Source organism: Terrimonas alba (assembly GCF_042434975.1).
GTDB classification, from domain to species: Bacteria; Bacteroidota; Bacteroidia; order Chitinophagales; family Chitinophagaceae; genus Terrimonas_B; species Terrimonas_B alba.
The window spans coordinates 228,278-246,176 of record NZ_JBHMQM010000004.1; the positions used below are offsets into that span (position 1 = coordinate 228,278).

Annotated in this window: 12 protein-coding genes; 7 read left to right on the forward strand and 5 right to left on the reverse strand. The window is 41.1% G+C overall.

Features of this window, described 5'->3' with window-relative positions; all coding sequences use genetic code 11:
- Window positions 1-64 precede the first annotated feature (64 nt).
- A complete protein-coding gene (locus ACFEL9_RS12980; protein WP_385890583.1) occupies window positions 65-1,054 on the forward strand; it encodes an aspartate-semialdehyde dehydrogenase in 990 nt (329 codons plus the stop codon).
- Between the two features lie 34 nt (window positions 1,055-1,088).
- Here the strand turns inward: ACFEL9_RS12980 and ACFEL9_RS12985 are convergent, their stop codons facing one another.
- The 5 genes from ACFEL9_RS12985 to ligA form a co-directional block, all read right to left on the reverse strand.
- Window positions 1,089-1,775, reverse strand: a complete 687-nt coding sequence (locus ACFEL9_RS12985; RefSeq protein ID WP_385890586.1) for a hypothetical protein — start codon at window positions 1,773-1,775, stop codon at window positions 1,089-1,091.
- A gap of 352 nt (window positions 1,776-2,127) precedes the next feature.
- Window positions 2,128-2,655: a YceI family protein gene (locus ACFEL9_RS12990; protein WP_385890588.1), complete on the reverse strand. Its 528-nt coding sequence runs from the start codon at window positions 2,653-2,655 to the stop codon at window positions 2,128-2,130.
- A gap of 121 nt (window positions 2,656-2,776) precedes the next feature.
- Window positions 2,777-3,445 (reverse strand): DUF2461 domain-containing protein, encoded by a 669-nt coding sequence (locus ACFEL9_RS12995; RefSeq protein ID WP_385890591.1) that lies wholly within the window; start codon window positions 3,443-3,445, stop codon window positions 2,777-2,779.
- Window positions 3,446-3,471: 26 nt separating this feature from the next.
- Complete coding sequence (locus ACFEL9_RS13000) at window positions 3,472-4,440, reverse strand: hypothetical protein (protein ID WP_385890593.1); 969 nt, start codon at window positions 4,438-4,440, stop codon at window positions 3,472-3,474.
- Window positions 4,437-6,533: an NAD-dependent DNA ligase LigA gene (gene ligA, locus ACFEL9_RS13005; protein ID WP_385890594.1), complete on the reverse strand. Its 2,097-nt coding sequence runs from the start codon at window positions 6,531-6,533 to the stop codon at window positions 4,437-4,439. The genes ACFEL9_RS13000 and ligA overlap by 4 nt, the downstream gene beginning before the upstream one ends.
- Window positions 6,534-6,666: 133 nt before the next feature.
- Here ligA and ACFEL9_RS13010 point away from each other — a divergent pair, with 133 nt between their 5' ends.
- The 6 genes from ACFEL9_RS13010 to ACFEL9_RS13035 all read left to right on the forward strand — a co-directional run bounded on the left by ACFEL9_RS13010 (window position 6,667) and on the right by ACFEL9_RS13035 (window position 17,787).
- The gene (locus ACFEL9_RS13010) at window positions 6,667-9,567 is read left to right on the forward strand and encodes an alpha-amylase family glycosyl hydrolase (RefSeq protein ID WP_385890596.1); all 2,901 of its coding nucleotides are present in this window, start codon (window positions 6,667-6,669) and stop codon (window positions 9,565-9,567) included.
- Between the two features lie 15 nt (window positions 9,568-9,582).
- Complete coding sequence (locus ACFEL9_RS13015) at window positions 9,583-10,269, forward strand: NUDIX hydrolase (protein WP_385890597.1); 687 nt, start codon at window positions 9,583-9,585, stop codon at window positions 10,267-10,269.
- 166 nt (window positions 10,270-10,435) lie between these two features.
- Window positions 10,436-13,414 (forward strand): SusC/RagA family TonB-linked outer membrane protein, encoded by a 2,979-nt coding sequence (locus ACFEL9_RS13020; protein WP_385890600.1) that lies wholly within the window; start codon window positions 10,436-10,438, stop codon window positions 13,412-13,414.
- Between the two features lie 18 nt (window positions 13,415-13,432).
- On the forward strand, window positions 13,433-15,094 hold the full coding sequence (locus ACFEL9_RS13025) for a RagB/SusD family nutrient uptake outer membrane protein (protein ID WP_385890602.1): 1,662 nt from the start codon (window positions 13,433-13,435) through the stop codon (window positions 15,092-15,094).
- A 35-nt stretch (window positions 15,095-15,129) separates the two neighbouring features.
- Window positions 15,130-15,981: a SusE domain-containing protein gene (locus ACFEL9_RS13030; protein WP_385890605.1), complete on the forward strand. Its 852-nt coding sequence runs from the start codon at window positions 15,130-15,132 to the stop codon at window positions 15,979-15,981.
- Window positions 15,982-16,002: 21 nt separating this feature from the next.
- Window positions 16,003-17,787, forward strand: coding sequence for a SusE domain-containing protein (locus ACFEL9_RS13035; protein WP_385890608.1), 1,785 nt, complete (start codon window positions 16,003-16,005; stop codon window positions 17,785-17,787).
- The last annotated feature ends 112 nt before the right edge of the window (window positions 17,788-17,899 follow it).

A 17,899-nucleotide genomic window follows, 5' to 3' on the forward strand; every position in this document is an offset into this window, starting at 1 on the left:
GAACACATTTTTATTTAATAACAAAAAAACCTTCTCCATTGGAGAAGCTGGGGGGAACCAAAAAATGAAAGTTGCAGTAGTAGGGGCCACTGGATTAGTAGGCACCAAAATGTTACAGGTATTGGCTGAAAGAAATTTCCCGGTAACGGAGTTATTGCCGGTAGCATCTGAAAGATCAGTTGGGAAAGAAATTGAATTCAAGGGAAAGAAATACAAAGTTGTTAGCATGACAGATGCCATTGCTGCCAAGCCTGCTGTTGCATTATTTTCTGCCGGTGGCGGCACTTCATTGGAATGGGCCCCCAAGTTTGCTGAGGCTGGTATCACTGTCATCGATAACTCATCAGCGTGGAGAATGGATGCGACAAAAAAATTGGTGGTTCCCGAGATCAATGCGGACGCACTGACCAAAGACGATAAGATCATAGCAAATCCTAACTGCTCCACTATTCAAATGGTAGTGGCATTAAATCCGCTGCATAAAAAATATGGTATTAAAAGAATCGTGGTGAGCACTTATCAGAGTGTTACCGGAACAGGCGTAAAAGCCGTAAACCAGTTGATGAACGAACGCAACGGTGTGCAGGGAGAAATGGCTTACAAATATCCAATTGATCTGAATGTGATTCCTCAAATCGATGTTTTCCTGGATAATGGTTATACCAAAGAGGAAATGAAAATGGTGAACGAAACAAAAAAGATTATGCGGGACGATAGCATCCGTGTTACTTCAACCACTGTTCGTATACCAGTAATGGGCGGTCACAGTGAAAGCGCCAACGTTGAGTTTGCCAAAGATTTTGATTTGAATGAAGTAACATCCTTACTTTCGTCGGCTCCAGGCGTCGTAGTAGTGGATGATACGGCGAATGCAAAATATCCAATGCCGATGGATGCGCATGAAAAAGACGAAGTATTTGTAGGAAGATTAAGAAGAGATGACACGCAGCCCAACACGTTAAATATGTGGATCGTGAGCGATAACCTCAGGAAAGGCGCTGCAACCAATGCAGTTCAGATAGCAGAATACCTGGTAGAAAAAGGATTGTTGTAAAAAGAAAAGACCAGCCAGGCTGGTCTTTTCTTTTTTATCTTCTTTTTTTATAAGGAAAGTATCTTCCAAAATTATCGGTGATATTCTCTATGATTATATTGGAGGGATTATCCCAGTCGGCTGCGGCTTTATAATTGTTGTTCCAAAGCGTGACGCTATTGCTCACCACACTACAGTAAGCATAAATATCTTCTGTCTTACCTAAGCTGCGGGGGATTGGTAGTTTATTACCCAACGGCGTTTGTCGTATAACGTCACGTGCAATAGTTACCCCATACGAAGCGTAGTCGCTCATATAACGTTTCTTTCTAACCTGCATTCTTACAATTGCATCTACACCCAGCAGGTTCGCCAGTTTTTTATCATCCATTTTCCAGGAATCACGCAGTGAAATGTGATTTTCATCCAGGGTGGCCGTTGTTTTATTGACATCCTGCACGCCAACAGACATATAATATTTTCTTGAATTAGCATATTGAAGGATATTACTGTAAAGCGATAACTGGAAGGCCCGGCTTTCCTCCTCTTCAATTTTTGCAATTTGCTCTTCTGTCAATTGTTCAGGCTTCTTACCGGTCAATACAATTTCAGAGGGTAATACTGCAATGATTTTATGCCCGGCTGTTTGCTGATCAAAAAAAGAGGAAGTGTAATGTTTGCGGCTACAGGAAACGGAAATGATAATGGCGATAAGTAGCAGAAAGGGTACAGTTTTTTTCATAAGGTGATTATTTGAAAAACAAAATACAAACCTATTTGAAGGAGTGCAATTCACTTAACGATTTATTTTGATATTAAATTGTGAAAAGACACAACTAGCTTATCGAAGAGTTGAAAATCAAAGCAGTGAGTTAAATTAATTTCCTGCGTACCTTATTTTTAGCAAGCAAGAACAATACAATCAAAGTTTATTGCTGTGGCTATGAGCTCAAACCGGCGGTATTCGGAGCTAAAAAAGAGAGAATAAAAGACCCAAAAAAGTATTTCAAGTTAGGAGGTCATCTTAATAAAAAGAAAGAATGCCTTATCTATCCGATGGCATTCTTTCTCTATATTAGCCGGGGAATTTGTTCTTAGTTCTGTTTTACCAATTCTGCATCAATAGCCAGCTTCACATCATCGCTTACTACAAGACCACCGGCTTCAGTAACTGCGCTCCAGGTAAGGCCAAAATCCTGGCGGTTGATCTTTCCGGTGATTTCAAAACCTGCAACGGTTTGTCCGTAAAGATTGTTTTGAATACCACCAAAATCAACGTTTAACGTTAAAGGTTTTGTCGTATTCCTGATTGTCATATTGCCTGTTACCTTATACTCATTGTCGCCCTTCGGTACGATTGCAGTAGACTTAAATGTAAGTTTGGGATGATTGGCTGCATCAAAAAAATCAGCCGACTTCAAATGTCCGTCTCTTTGTTCATTACCGGTAGTAATGCTGTCGATATCGGCAGTAAATGAAATTTGTGTATTTGTCAGGTCAGTGGGGTCTCCTTCCAATTTGCCTTCAAACGAATTAAATTTTCCAGAAACTGTAGAGATCACAAGGTGTTTTACTTTAAAACCGATCTCAGAGTGTGCGGTATCAATTGTCCAGGTTGCCATATGTTTTTATTTTAGACTGTAAAATTAATGTTTAAACATTGAAATGCAAAAACTATATTGTTAATTAAAAGAAAATCCCGGGTCAAGACCCGGGATTTGAACCAATAAAATATGGTTGTTTTTACCCCTCAATACTTTGATTGATAAAGGCTAGCATGGGTTGTAATGTTTCAAAAGCAGTTGATACCTTTTTTAAAAGATCTTTCGAGCCTAGTTCTGCATCCTTTATGGGCGTCATAGCAACAAAACTTTTCATTTTCAAAAACTCAGCGGCCGGATTATCTGGCTCATAACCCTTAGGTACCCGGCTCAAAACATATTCTGCATCTTTTGACAAACCGCCGTACACTTCTCTGAATTTTTTTGAGCCAACGATCTTTTTAAAAGCATCGAGGTTATAATCTATTTCCTGCCTTACCTTTTTTAATTCCGGCGGCATTGGCATCCAAAGACCACCACCGACAAAACTTTGCCCGGGCTGACAATGAAAATAGTAACCACCCAATAAAGATTTTTTTCCTCCCTGGTTAATATAGGCTCCCATATTGTTTTTATAGGGTGATTTGTCTTTCGAAAAACGAACGTCACGATTAATGCGGAACGTGCAATCCTTTGCTTTGAGGTGACCAATCGCCGGATCTTTTTTTGCATGCTTATCAATCACCGCTTGAATAAACTGCGCAAAATCATTTTTCGCTTCTTCATATCGCTGGCGGTGCGCATCAAACCAGGGCTTATTATTATTCTTACTCAGATCTTTTAGAAACCTTATCGTTGATACTTGTAACATGATGGGACAAATTTTTATTAAATAGGTTATCGTTTTATAAAATTAAATGAGGACTGTTCCACCTCGGCCCATTTCTTTCCAAAAAAAATTTCGTATTGAATCCTATAGCCTTCTTCCCACTTTTTTAGGAGATCATCAATTGAGTGTAAACCAGTATTGCGATTGTTATGTTCTGTATTCACAACATTGCATACAATATTGACGTATTTGGCCTTCTCATAACATATTCCCTTTCGTTGCAGGAATATCGGTGAATACTGATTATGTAAAGCTGTTTCCAGGCTGTTAGGACCTTTATAAGAGCTATTCACAATTAATGCTTTGATTTCCTTTCTATCATAAAAGGTAACATCCAATGATAAAGGATACGCCCAGTCAGAAAAACTTTCAGCTTTATTCCACTCCCAGCATTTCATATAAACAGGCATATCGCATTCCGGTATTGGAATAAATGGAGGAAGATGCTGTTTCCTATCCTGTATATAGCAATAAGTAAGATCCAACCCCTTGATCAGGCTGGGAATAATGCGAACCGGATTAAAAACTATGACCTCTTTCATGTCAAACGAATCGATAAATAAGCCATCGTCTGTCATGAAAAAAAGATTATCACTGTCGATTGACTCCAGTAACTTCTCAAGATCGGGCTTAAATGCGGACTCTTTTATAAAAACAACCTCTTTGCTACCGAAAATTGATTTTAATTCATCATACGATCTTGCATGCCTTTCGTTGGAGAAAGTATAAAGAATATAAAGTGGCGAAGGATTTTTTACATAAGAGAAATAGCTTGCGAGCAATGCATGCAACTGCATGGCCCTGTCTTTTGAAAAAACAATCCCCGCACAAGTGTTTACCACGTTTATCCAACCGGGGTTATTTTTTTCCTGTAGCTGCTGATAAGCGGTAGCAATGGAATCAAGGCTGTTTAATTCTTTTTTGAAGGCAGCGGCACTAATTTTTTTCAGTGTCTCTTTTATCCATTGTTTAATCATGCAAGCATTTTTAAGAACTCCGCCTCCGAAATAATTTTGACCGTATTTATTTTTTTTGCTTTTTCCAATTTGCTGCCGGCATCTTCACCTACTACCAGGTAGTTCAGCTTACTGCTGACGCCGCCGACTATTTTACCGCCATTTTTTTCTACCATTTCCTCTGCATCACTTCTTTTAAGCGTCGGGAGTGTACCAGTAAACAAAAAACTCAATCCTTCGAGGTTGCCTCCCGAAGCATGCTCCTTTTTTGCATTTTTTAGTTGCAGTCCAATGGATTCCAGCTTTTGCAGCATACTAATATTGTCTTCATTACTGAAAAAATGAACAATGCTGCCGGCTACTTTGGGGCCGATGTCTTCCAGGTTCAATAGATCTTCCAGCGAATACTTTTTCAGATCGAGTAAATGGTGGACAGCCTGTGCCAATGTCTTTGCGGTTGTTTCGCCGACAAAACGGATTCCTAACCCGAATATCAATCGGTGCAATGGCTGTTTTTTTGAATTATCAATGGCTGATTGCAGGTTATCAATCGATTTTTTCCCAAAACCTTCCAGGCTGCCGATCTTTTCAAAATCCAGCTCGTAGATGCCAGGAATATCCTTCAGCAAACCCATTTCGTAAAACTTTCTCACATTGGCTTCACCAAAGCCCCGGATGTCCATAGCATCTTTACTGACGAAATGGATAATGCGTTCCACCACCTGGGCCGGGCACTCTATATTGATGCACCGCCACACTGCTTCACCCTCTTCCTTAAATAATTGGCTATCGCATACAGGACAGGTCTTGGGAAATTCGATTTTTGTTTCCCTGCCTGTTCTTACATCTGCCAGGGATTTTACAATATATGGAATTACATCACCGGCTCTTTCCACAAGCACCGAATCGCCAATCATCAGGTCTTTTTCTTTAATAATATCCTCATTAAAAAGGGAAATAGAGGAAACCGTAACACCACCGATAGGAACAGGTTTAATTTTTGCTACCGGCGTGATGGAACCTGTTCTCCCAACCTGGAATTCAACATTCAGCAATTTACTGGTAGCCTGTCTTGCCTTAAATTTATAAGCAATGGCCCATCGGGGATGATGCGTAGTCATGCCCATTTTATCCTGCAGGGCTACTTCGTTCACCTTGATCACCATCCCATCTATTTCATAGGGAAGATTATCCCGCTTTAATTCAAACCCGGTGCAATAAGAAATTACAGCGTCAATTCCTTTCAACACTTTTTTTTCCTGTTGAGGACTTCTGAAGCCACATTCCCACAGCATCTCCAAAGAGCCGGAGTGTGTTTGTAATTGCTGCGGAGTAGTTGCCTTGGGTAGTAATGTCACATCACTGATATTGTACACAAAAGCCTCAAGGCTTCTCTTGCTTACTTCTTTGGGATCTTTTATTCGAAGGGTCCCCGAAGCTGCATTCCGCGGATTCGCTAGTGGCGGCAGACCTTGTTCAATCAGCTGCTCGTTATATTTTGCAAAATTCTTTTTATTGATCAGCACTTCGCCCCGTATTTCAATCTGCTGTATACCATACTCCGAAAATTTAGCGGAGAGAGGGATACTCCTGATCTGCTTAATATTGGTAGTAATATTATCTCCTTCCACACCATTGCCGCGGGTGGCTCCACGAATGAGGAAATCGTCTTCATATATCAGGGAAATACTGCCGCCATCAAACTTTGGCTCTACACAGTATTCAATTTCCTTTAGCCCGGTCAGTTCCCTCGCTTTCCTGTCAAAATCGACGAGGTCTTCAGCATTGTAGGAGTTGTCAAGTGAAAGCATTGGTACGAGGTGCTGTACGGTTGGGAAATCTTTGGTTAAACCTTTTGCCACCCTTTGCGTAGGAGAGTCGGAAGTAATGAGTGACGGATCTGCTTCTTCCAATTTTTCAAGGGCTTTATATAGCTGGTCGTATTCAAAATCGGAAATAAGCGGATCATTCAGGATATAATACCGGTATTCATGAAAGCGTAATACATTTCGCAGGTCCTCAATTTCGTTAGCGTGTATTGAACCAGTTTCCAATTTTTTGATAAATCCTGTCGCCTGTTTCTGAATTTTTAGGGTTGCTTCTTTTGAATACATACCTGCTTGTTTGGTTGTAAAGTTAGTAAGGCGATGCTAATGAGATTCAGCTAGAAAACCTAATCAGGAAAAATTAATGTGTTATAAGTACATATTTGTATCTTCGACTCCATTATTTGCCAAAACGAGCTTTATGAAACGATTGCTGCTTGCCATAATATGGCTTCATTGTGTTCTCTTTGTTCATTCTCAGTTATTGACCTGGACTCCCGCCTTCCCAAAAGATGATGATAATATTACAATCACTGTTGACGCCACAAAAGGTAACCAGGGGTTAATGGGTTTTTCCGGAAATGTGTATGTGCATATCGGTCTTATTACAAGCAGCAGTACAAACGCAGGTGATTGGAAATATGTTCGCTTCGCATGGGGCACGGCTGACGTCACTGCACAGGCTACCGTTGCTGGCACTAATAAATGGTCTTATTCAATAAATAATGTCCGTACTTTTTTTAATGTAAATGCGGGAGAAACGGTCAAGGCCATCGCCATACTTTTCAGGGATGCTGCAGGTAATAAAGTGCAACGGAACACCGATGTTTCGATTGATAATGGTAATATGTATGTGCCCGTGTACGATAGCAGCGTTGCTATTCGCTTTGCCGTTCCTGTTTTTCAGCCTGAATACATTCCCAAACCAGAACCTTTTACTAAAACAGTCGGCGATAATATTGCACTAACAGCTATTTCGAACAAACCGGCTACCCTCAGCCTCTATTTGAACGGGATCTTGATACAAACTGCTACCTCGGCTACTACCATCTCAGCCAATCCAACAATAACTACAGGAGGCAATAACACTATATACGCAGAAGCTATCGATGGTTCCTTAGTCAAAAGAGATTCGATCAAATTTTTTGTGGCTGGTGGGGTTGCTATTTCTCCATTACCCCCTGGAGTCAGGGATGGTATTAACTATAGTGCTAATAATACAGAGATTACACTTGTACTATATGCACCCGGGAAGAACAGAATATCCGTTATTGGCGAACTGGCCGGAAACAGTTGGGATGAGCAGGCAGACTACCAGATGAACAAGACTCCTGATGGAAACTATTGGTGGATCACCATCAAAAATCTCATACCGGCGCAGGAATATGCTTTTCAATATTTGGTGGATGGTACTTTAAAAATAGCTGATCCATATTCAGAAAAAATTTTATCTGCCGAAGATCAATATATCGATGCAACCATTTACCCGGGATTAAAAGCTTACCCAACAGGGCTGACGACAGGAAACGTGACGGTAGTACAAACCAATGTCCCCAGTTACAACTGGCAGGCGACTTCATTTACCCGGCCCGATAAGCAAAACCTGATTATTTATGAATTGCTGATGAGAGATTTTACAAATACGCATAACTGGCAAACGGTAATCGATACACTAAGCTACCTGCAACGTTTAGGAATAAATGCCATAGAACTAATGCCAGTCAGTGAGTTTGAAGGTAACGATAGTTGGGGTTATAATCCCTCTTTCTACTTTGCACCGGATAAATATTATGGAACGAAAAATAAACTGAAAGAGTTTATAGACTCCTGTCACAAAAAGCAGATGGCAGTTTTGCTGGACATGGTGCCTAATCACAGCTTTGGTCAAAGCCCTTTAGCACAACTGTATTGGAATACTGCATTGAACAGGCCCGCTGCCAACAATCCCTGGTTCAATGAAGTGCAGCCACATGCCTTCGGCTTCGGTCAGGATTTCAATCATGAAAAAGCTGTTACCAAATATTATTGGCACCGGGTTTTTGATCACTGGCTGAAGGAGTATAAAATTGATGGCTACCGGTTGGATTTCACAAAAGGTCTCACCCAAAAGCCATCTACGAATGATGGTCAATTCAGTGCATATGATCAAAGCAGGATCGATATTTTAAAAGAATATGCTGATACGATCAATAAGTATCATAGCGGCGCCTATCTCATTTTAGAACATCTTGCTGCAAAAGACGAAGAGCAGGTTTTGCAAAACCTTGGCTTTTTACTTTGGAGCGGAGCAGGATTGAACAGGGCCTATAACGAGGCTACCATGGGGTATCACGATAACAACAAATCCAACCTTTCTTCAGTCGTTTACAACAGCAATGAAAGAGGATTTACCAATCCTTACCTGGTCGGTTATATGGAAAGCCACGATGAGGAAAGACTCATGTATAAAAACCTCAGCTTTGGAAATTCTTCCGGCTCGTATAGTGTGAAAAATAAAGCTACCGCCCTGCGTAGGATGGAGGCAGCCAATTCGCTATTTCTGACTATCCCGGGACCTAAGATGATCTGGCAGTTTGGTGAACGGGGATACGACAAGTCAATTTTTGCTTGTACTGATAATACTATTCCGCAACCCTATAGCACAAATGATGGCTGTAAGCTTACACCTAAAGAGCCTCGCTGGGAATACATGCAGGAGGTAGAAAGGAAACGATTGTTCGAAGTAAACACTGCATTAATTCAACTTAGAAAGACACAGGCGGCCCTGTTTAATAGCTCCAACTTTGATTATAACCTGGTCAATGCTGTTAAATACTTTAGAATTTCTGAGCCAAATTTAAGTGCTTTGATTGTTGCCAATTTTGATGTAATAGCTCAAACAGCATCTGTTTCTTTTCAAAGTGCCGGAACCTGGTATGACTATCTTACAGGCGAAGCAATCACTGCAACAGGCACTGTCCAAAATCTGCCATTACTGCCAGGCGAATACCACGTATATGTCAGCAAAAATATTGTCAATGCTATCACAACTCCTGTAATTGATATCAGTGGCCCCCGGCATAAACTGGCTTCAATAGTGTATCCAAATCCTGTTTCAACTTCGACAGTATTGGAAGTAGATATCCCTGAAACAGGCAAAGCGCAAGTTCAACTAATCAACGCATTAGGGCAACAGGCAGGAAGTATTTATTCAGGTATGTTGACGAAAGGTAAACATCGGCTATCTCTTACTGATAAAATCAATAATTTGCCGGCCGGAATCTATATGCTAAAAATTCAATCCGGGAAACAGACTGGATTGGTAAAAATCATGATCCAGTAATCAAATAGAATCGACATGACAAAAGCATCGCAATTAAAAACGGCTGAGTTAGAAAAGATAAGTCACCTTGATTATTTCAATATTGCCATTTCAGTGGACTGCGTGATCTTTTGCTATGATAATAAAGAATTAAAAGTATTATTGATAAAATCCGACCTGGAGGAGTTTTCAGGCTTGGACTCTTTGTTGGGTGACCTGGTTCGTCCTGATGAAGACCTGGATAGTGCTTCATACAGGATACTGCGTGAACGGACAGGAATGGAAGATGTCTATCTTGAGCAGGTACATACTTTTGGTAGCATCAACAGGCACCCGTCGGGGAGGGTTATCACCACAGCATATTATTCATTGATTGATTCCAAGCATCAAAATCTAAAGCTTGACAATAACGACCTTCACTGGCACCCTGTAAAAAACATTAAGGAGCTGGCTTTTGACCATAAAGCAATTGTAGATACCTGCCTCAACCGGTTGAGAGAACAGGTAATGGATCATCCCGTAATTTTTAACCTGTTGCCCGAAAAATTCTCATTAAGGGAACTACAGGAGCTTTATGAAGCCATATTAAATGTTAGCCTTGACAGGCGGAATTTCCGCAAAAAAATTGCAATAAAAGATTGGCTGACAGATCTGAATGAAATGGAGATCGATGTGCCGCATCGTCCCGGCAAATTATACTCACTCAACCCGCGATTTAAGTAAAAATCTCCTTCGAAAAGAAAAAGCCTTAAAAAATTTTCTGCGTAAGATCAAGAACAAAAATCGGGATTTTTTTTGAATGTGTAGAAAATACACTAACATTGTGTTCTGAATACACGACGTCGTGTATTGGAGAAAACTGAATTGCTTAACAAATCAACGATTGCTTATGTGCTGTAAAAAGCTGCTAAGAGCAATGGCATTATTGGCCATGCTTTTTTTCTCTCTCTTTTCGTATTCGCAAAACAAGGTGGTTTCCGGTAAAGTAACTGACTCCAGGGATGGTTCGGGTCTTGCAGGTGTCAGCGTATCGCCAAAAGGTGGAACGACTGGTACTCAAACGGGCCCGGATGGTAGCTATCAGATTTCGGTTGCCAGTTCTGTGACCACTTTGGTTTTTTCTTCCGTTGGGTATGGCACCCAGGAGATAAACATTACCGGTAAGACTTCAGCTGGCGTATCCATGGTTGCCAGCACTACTTCTCTTGGAGAAATAGTAGTGATTGCCTATGGTACCCGCAGGAAAGGTGATCTCACGGGTTCGGTTACTTCGGTTTCAGCAAAAGATTTTCAGAAAGGAAACATCAACTCATCAGAACAGTTACTTGTTGGTAAAGTGGCAGGGCTTCAGGTAACAACTGGTGGAGGAGCTGCTGGGGGAGGTAGTACAATTCGAATACGCGGAGGCGCATCGCTCAATGCTTCTAACGATCCATTAATTGTTATTGACGGGGTGCCCGTAGAAGGAAATGGTATTCCTGGCTCAGCCAACCTGCTCAATACAATCAATCCAAACGATATTGAATCAATCAGTGTTTTAAAAGATGCTTCAGCTACCGCATTATATGGTTCGAGAGCTTCAAATGGTGTGCTGATCATTACTACAAAGAAAGGTAAAGGCGGTAAAGTAACCTTTAACTACAATACCATGCTTTCTTTGGGAGTGATAACTGATAAGGTGGATGTGCTAAATGGAGATCAAATACGCAAAATCATAACTGATAATGCTGCCGCTACGGGCAATAATACATTTAAAAATCTATTGGGTTCAGCTAACACTGACTGGCAGGAGCAGATCTACCAGGAAGCATTTGGATTTGATAATAATGTCAGCGCAGCAGGCGCTATAAAAAATATTCCATTCAGGGCTTCGTTGGGTTATCTTACACAGGATGGTATTCTTAAGACCAATCATTTTAATCGCTTATCAGGAGCATTGAATCTTTCGCCCAAATTTTTGAATGATCATCTTTCTGTAAACGTAAACCTGAAAGGAGTCCAGACAAAAAATACATTTGCCAACGAAGGTGCAGTTGGCGCTGCTGCTTCATTTGACCCTTCACAGGCTATTCACTCAGGCAACAAGTACGGCGGGTATTTTGAATGGCTGGATGCAAATGGCAAACCGATCGGCACCAATGGTGGCTCATCGCAGCCCAATCCCATCAGCTTATTGGAGTTTCGCGACAATAAATCCAAAGTGAACCGTTTTATCGGGAACATGCAATTGGACTATAAGCTGCATTTTTTTCCTGACCTGCATGTGTTGCTGAATTTTGGTATGGATAAAACCAAGGGATCAGGAAATGATAACATCGATTCTATTCTTGTTACCAACGCCAACACAAAAGGTCAGTTTTCTTACTATGAGCAGAGTAAATCCAACCTGTTGTTTGACGCACAATTATTTTATTCAAAAGACGTGAAGAGTATAAAAAGCAAGATAGATGTATTGGTTGGTCACAGCTACCAGGATTTTTATACCGATGTAAAAAATTTTCCAAAATTCACCCAGGATGGTGATACGATCAATGCAACTATTCCAACCTTTCCAACGGATAAACCACAAAACCGGCTGGAGTCATATATCGGAAGAATCAACTTTACCCATAATGACAAATATCTTCTAACTGCATCGTTAAGAAGAGATGCCAGCTCAAGATTTTCTAAAGATAACCGTGTTGGATATTTCCCGGCTGTAGCCGTAGCATGGAAATTGAAGGAAGAATTTTTCAAAGCAAGCGATAAAATAACAGATCTGAAATTGAGATTGGGATGGGGTCAGACAGGCCAACAGGATGGAATAGATAATTACGCTTACCTCCCCAGGTATTCCCCAAGCTATGATAATGCCCAATACCAGTTTGGCGATGCATATTACCATTTTTACCGTCCGGCACCATATGATAAAAATGTCAAATGGGAAACAACTACTACTTCGAATATCGGGATTGATTTCGCTTTTTTGAATAATAGGATATCAGGCAGCGTGGATGGTTATTTCAAAAAAACGAAAGACCTGCTGGCTACTGTAGATGTAGCGCCTGGCTCTAATTTCAATATCAGTCTCACCACCAATGTAGGTAATATCGAAAATAAGGGAGTTGAATTTGTTTTGAACACAGTACCTGTAAGAAACAAGGACCTTAGTTGGGATTTTGGATTTAATGTTACTTATAACGAAACAAAAGTCACAAATCTGACGAAAAGAAACGATCCCAATTTTCCGGGCTTTGATGTGGGCGGAATTTCCGGTGGAACGGGTAATTATATTGGAAAGATCACAGTGGGCTATGCACCTTATTCTTTTTACGTTAAAAAACAGGTATATGATAAAGATGGCAAACCGATTGACGGTTTGTTTGAAGACATAGACAGAAATGGGGTGGCAAATGACCAATATTTATATAAAAAACCCGCCCCGGACGTATTGCTGGGCATTAATTCCCAGGTGGCGTATAAAAAATGGAATTTCGGAGTTGCCTTCCATGGCATGTTCGGTAATTATTTATATAATAATTACGCTGCAGGAAATGGTGTATTAAATGCCATCAAAGACCCGCAAACATTTATCAGGAATGCATCGGCTGACTATCTTGTTACAGGGTTCAACAACCAACAATATATTTCCGATTATTATATCCAAAACGCATCTTTCCTGAGATGGGATAATATAAACATCGGTTACAATCTTGGAAATATTTCTCACTCGGGAATAAAGGCGAGGCTAAATGCCAGTGTGCAAAATGTAGCTGTGTTTACAAAATACAAGGGATTGGATCCCGAAAATTCCCGGGCAGATGGTATCGACAATAATATTTATCCTCGTCCGAGAATTTTCTCGTTGGGTATTAACCTTGATTTTTAAAAAACTAAAACTTAGTGTATGTTAAATAAAAAGATTCATAGGTTGTTGCTTCTAATTATTTCGGTTTTTGTGTTGCAATCCTGTGCCAAAAAATTAGACCTGTTTCCGCAAAATGACCTGACACCTGATAAAGCGTATGCAGATGCAGCTGCTTATAAAAACGTATTAGCTAAAATTTACGGTTCACTGGCATCGGGGGGCAATGGCGGTCTTGCTGTAGATGGTGTAGGCAACCCGGATATTTCAGGCGGCCTTGATGAAGGATCGCAAATCGCTTTTATCCGTCCGTTTTTTAATTGCCAGGAATTACCTACTGATGAAGCCATGTGTGGTTGGAATGATCAAACCATTAAAGATTATCACAGCTTAAAATGGACACCTTCAGATCCTTTTCTGAAGGGTATGTACGCAAGACCTATCTGGAATATTACATTGATCAACGAATACCTGAGAGAGTCAACAGACGAAAAGGTTGCTGCCAGGGGAATAACAGGAGCGGATGCTGATGATATAAAAAAATCAAGAGGAGAGGTTCGTTTTCTCCGCGCATTCAATTACTGGCTAATGATGGATTTGTTTGGAAAGTCCACCTTTATCACCGAAGATAATATAGTGGGTACCGAGTTGCCTGGAGAAATTAGCAGGGGAGAATTGTTTGCTTATGTTGAATCCGAATTGAAAGCAATTGAAAACGAAATGGCACCTGTAAAAACCGCTGTATATGGAAGAGTGGACCAGGGTGCCGCCTGGGCGTTGTTGGCACGAATATATCTTAATGCGCAGGTGTATACGGGCACTGCTAAATGGAATGAGGCTGCCACCTATGCTCAAAAAGTAATTAACGGCGGTTACTCCTTAAACCAGGCTGTTGTGAAGGGGTATAGCGGCTACGAACAATTATTTATGGCGGACAATCACAAGCATACCAATGAACTCATTTTCGCTGTGCAATGTGATGGAGTGACATTAAAGTCGTATGGTAATACCACCTTTTTTGTAAATGCTGCCAGTGCAGGTGATAAGAAAGATTTCTATAAAGACGGGTCAAGTGGCTGGAAGGGATATGTAGCTACAAAAGGATTAGCCGACCGGTTTTCCGATCTCAGCGGTAACACTGATAAAAGAGCATTGTTTACGACATCTGTATATGGTACAAGCAACTTAAACATTCCTTCACTGGAACAGGATCCGTTGTTTGAAGGCGGTCTGCATATCAAAAAGTATGTAAACAAACGAAGTGATAGTCTTGAGATACGGGATGTTACTCAAAGAACATTTGCAGATATTGATTTTCCTGTCTTTCGTTTATCTGAAATGTACCTGATCTACGCGGAAGCTGTGTTAAGAGGCGCTACGACGGGAAGTGCCGCCATCGCATTGGATTATATAAATACAGTAAGAACAAGAGCATATGGTGGAAGTACATCCGGCAACATAACAGCAGGTGAATTGACATTGCAATTTGTGCTTGATGAAAGAGCCCGTGAATTATATTGGGAGGGACATCGCAGAACAGACCTGGTACGCTATAACCAGTTAACGACAAATACTTATTTGTGGCCATGGAAAGGAGGTGTTAGTTCAGGCACGGCAGTAGAAGCAAAGTATAATTTATTTCCGATACCTGCCAGTGTACTGTCTTCCAATCCTAACCTTACACAAAACGACGGTTATAATTAATGCTGTTCTATCCGTAATAAATTAAAATGATTGCAATGAAAAGTATGAATAAAATAATGAGTGTTTTTTTGATAACAGCCACATTGATCTCCTGCAAAAAGGATGAACACAGGGTGATTTTTGAAAGTGCAGTGCCGCCTGTTCTTACCGCATCCTCGACTGCAGATATAGCACTTGATAACACCCAAAAAGATGCGGTAGCTCTGATATTTAACTGGACAAACCCCGGTTATAGGTTCAATACCGGTATCAGCTCACAAAACGTAACATATACTTTGCAGGTTGATACGCTTGGTTCAAACTTCACCACCAACCGTAATATCCAGGAGATGGCAATAGCCAATGAACTCGGTGTGACGTTAACTGTAAAAGAATTAAATACGCTGCTTTCAAAAATGGAATTGCAGGCAGGTAAGGCGTATAACACAGAAATAAGAGTGAAATCAGCATTGATAAACAATAGCCTTCCTCTTTACTCCAACGTGGTCAAAATAAAAATCACTCCCTATCTCGATTTTGCAGTAGAACCCCCAGGCACTGCAGCCAACAACTATGCTGACGGTAATTTATGGGTTACGGGTGATTGTTTTCCATCTCCGGACTGGGCTAACCCCCTGCCTTCCCCTTATGATGCAAGTTTAAAATTTACAAAAGTGGACATAATGCATTATGAATTGATAGTGGATTTTGATAAAACAGGTGGTTATAAACTGATACAGCAACCGGGGGTTTGGAGCACCCAGTACCACGCCATTACAGCCGGTGCTGCCCTTTCAGGGGATTTTGAGAAAAAAGATGCAGACCCTCAATTCGCCTCGCCAGGTGTTGGCAAATATAAAATTGAAGTAAACTTTCAAACCGGTAAGTATAAACTTACACCACAGTAACTCAATAAACTGCTTTTGAAAATGAAAAATATCATCAATAAGATAATGATTGTAATGGCGGGTCTGACGGTTTTTTCAGCTTGTCATAAAGTTGACGACCTGCCCTTTTACAACGAAGGCAAGGCTGTGACGCTTACTGCTTCCCAAACTGCCGTGGTAGCAAGCCCTGCAGACTCGACAAAAGGGGTTGTCGCATTCTCATGGACAAGCCCTGGCTATGCAACAGATTCATCCACCTATAAGTTTAATATTGAAATAGACTCTGCGGGCAGAAATTTTTCCAAAAAGACAACCAAAACAATAACTGGTAGACTGAGCGATACACTTAAAGGAAAGGAACTAAATGCGATATTATTAAACTATGGATTTGCATTGGGTGTGCCATACAATATGGATATCAGGGTGGTGTCTTCTTATAGTAACAACAATGAACAATATGTCTCTAATGTTGTCAAACTAGCCGTTACCCCCTATAATGATCCTTCTGTTTTGACAACGGAGAAGACCTCTGTGACGCCGTCAATAGTAACAGCTACGCAACATTCCAATAAGTTTAGCTGGACGCCTTCTTTTAATGGTTATACCGGCACCATAAACTATGTGTTGCAGTATGACTCAGCTACAAAAAATTTTGCAACACCGCAGGAGATTGCAATAGGATCATCAGTTTACAGCAAGTCTTTGACAGAAGCAGAGATGAACGAAACGGCGTTGAAGGCAGGTGTTGTAGGCGGCAGTCCGGGAAAAGTTGAATACCGTATAAAAGCGACTACCGTGCAAGGCGCAGTTTCTTATTCCAATGCTGTTAGCATCACCATTGCAAGCTACGTTCCTGTCCCGGCTAATCTTTTTATAGTCGGCGATGCAACACCCGGTGGCTGGTCTAACCCGGTTCCAACACCCTCGCAACAATTTACTAAAGTAGATGACTATTCATTTAGCATTACGATTGGCCTGACCGCCGGCAAGAGCTACTTATTCTTACCTGTTAACGGAAGTTGGGATCATAAGTATGGTGGATCTACCGATGGAGTATCAACTGCAGGTGAATTGTTGAAAGATGGGGCAGTGCCCGGCTCCAACACCCCGGCGCCAGCTACAAGTGGGGTGTATAAAATTGTTGTAAACTTCCAGACCAGTAAATACACTGTCACACAAATACCTGTTCCTTCCAATCTTTATATTGTCGGAGATGCGACACCCGGTGGCTGGAGCAATCCTGTTTCGGTGCCGTCTCAACAATTCACCCCGATCGATAATGTATCGTATGGCATTGTTATTAATCTTACCGCCGGAAAAAGTTATTTGTTCTTGCCTGTAAATGGAAGTTGGGATCACAAATACGGTGGCACAAGTGCAACAGGCGGTGCATTATTGGCAGATGGTGCTGTGCCTGGTTCTAATACCCCGGCCCCGGCTGTGGACGGTTTATATAAGATCATTGTAAATTTTGCTACCAATACCTATTCAGTTACCCCCTACGATGGACCTTCTAATCTATTTATAGTTGGAGACGCCACTGCCGGTGGATGGAGTAATCCGGTTCCTGTACCATCTCAGCAATTCACGCAAACAGGAAATACTTCGTTTAAAATAACATTACCACTGACTGCCGGCAAATCTTATCTATTCTTACCCGTAAACGGAAGTTGGGATCACAAGTATGGTGGTACCAGCGCAACCGGGGGAACATTACTGGCCGACGGCGACGTGCCGGGATCTAATACTCCTGCCCCCGGTGAAGACGGAACCTATGAGATTAATGTCAATTTTATTACCATGAAGTATTCTGTAGTCAAGCAATAATCATAATATAGTTTTTTCAAAAGCCGGCTGTTTAGCTGGCTTTTTTTATTTGTTGGCATCTATGATCAGGGGGAAATTAACAGACGGGAAGCCTTCTAAAATTCTGCGTACT

What these genes read in the sequence shown, in the direction of transcription:
- ACFEL9_RS13010 (WP_385890596.1), top strand. Translation starts at nt 6,667, where the DNA reads ATGAAACGATTGCTGCTTGCCATAATATGGCTTCATTGTGTTCTCTTT.
- ACFEL9_RS13025 (WP_385890602.1), top strand. Translation starts at nt 13,433, where the DNA reads ATGTTAAATAAAAAGATTCATAGGTTGTTGCTTCTAATTATTTCGGTT.
- ligA (WP_385890594.1), bottom strand. Translation starts at nt 6,533, where the DNA reads ATGTATTCAAAAGAAGCAACCCTAAAAATTCAGAAACAGGCGACAGGA.
- ACFEL9_RS13020 (WP_385890600.1), top strand. Translation starts at nt 10,436, where the DNA reads ATGTGCTGTAAAAAGCTGCTAAGAGCAATGGCATTATTGGCCATGCTT.
- ACFEL9_RS12995 (WP_385890591.1), bottom strand. Translation starts at nt 3,445, where the DNA reads ATGTTACAAGTATCAACGATAAGGTTTCTAAAAGATCTGAGTAAGAAT.
- ACFEL9_RS13035 (WP_385890608.1), top strand. Translation starts at nt 16,003, where the DNA reads ATGAAAAATATCATCAATAAGATAATGATTGTAATGGCGGGTCTGACG.
- ACFEL9_RS12990 (WP_385890588.1), bottom strand. Translation starts at nt 2,655, where the DNA reads ATGGCAACCTGGACAATTGATACCGCACACTCTGAGATCGGTTTTAAA.
- ACFEL9_RS12985 (WP_385890586.1), bottom strand. Translation starts at nt 1,775, where the DNA reads ATGAAAAAAACTGTACCCTTTCTGCTACTTATCGCCATTATCATTTCC.
- ACFEL9_RS13000 (WP_385890593.1), bottom strand. Translation starts at nt 4,440, where the DNA reads ATGATTAAACAATGGATAAAAGAGACACTGAAAAAAATTAGTGCCGCT.
- ACFEL9_RS13030 (WP_385890605.1), top strand. Translation starts at nt 15,130, where the DNA reads ATGAAAAGTATGAATAAAATAATGAGTGTTTTTTTGATAACAGCCACA.
- ACFEL9_RS13015 (WP_385890597.1), top strand. Translation starts at nt 9,583, where the DNA reads ATGACAAAAGCATCGCAATTAAAAACGGCTGAGTTAGAAAAGATAAGT.
- ACFEL9_RS12980 (WP_385890583.1), top strand. Translation starts at nt 65, where the DNA reads ATGAAAGTTGCAGTAGTAGGGGCCACTGGATTAGTAGGCACCAAAATG.